Raw genomic sequence first — 450 nt, 5'->3', positions numbered from 1 at the left:
CCCGCTTGCGCCATATCGCCATGTTTGCTGTCGCCCTTCTCTTTTGCCATGATGCGTTCTCCAATGAGCCAGATGAAAGCGCCGCCGCGAGTTGCTCTGCGTGATGCCGCGGCCGGCGCGAAGAGACCGATACAACGCTCCGCTAGACGAGCCCCACCACCAGCGGCCCGAGCAACGTCAACGCGACGTTTGCAATCGCATACGTGATGGCGAACGGCACGGTCGGCACCGCGCTTTCCGCCTTGTCGAGCACGCCGCCGAACGCCGGGTTGGCGCTGCGCGAGCCCGTCAGCGCGCCCGCCAGGATGGCCGCGTTGTTGTAGCGAAGCACGTAGCGGCCGAACAGCATCGTGAGCAGAAGCGGGAACAGCGTGACGAATACGCCGAGCAGGAAGATCGTCATGCCGCTCTGCTTGACGGTCACCACCGCCTGCAAGCCGGAATTCAGGC

At 64.4% G+C, this 450-nt stretch carries 1 pseudogene; it reads right to left on the bottom strand.

From position 1 onward, the window contains the following. Positions 1-142: 142 nt before the first annotated feature. Positions 143-450 (bottom strand): annotated as a pseudogene (locus SB822_RS55015) (aspartate-alanine antiporter); the annotation flags it as partial.

The organism is Paraburkholderia sp. SIMBA_054 (genome assembly GCF_046534875.1).
In the GTDB taxonomy this organism is placed as follows: Bacteria; Pseudomonadota; Gammaproteobacteria; order Burkholderiales; family Burkholderiaceae; genus Paraburkholderia; species Paraburkholderia hospita.
This window is presented reverse-complemented; position numbering and strand designations above follow the sequence as displayed.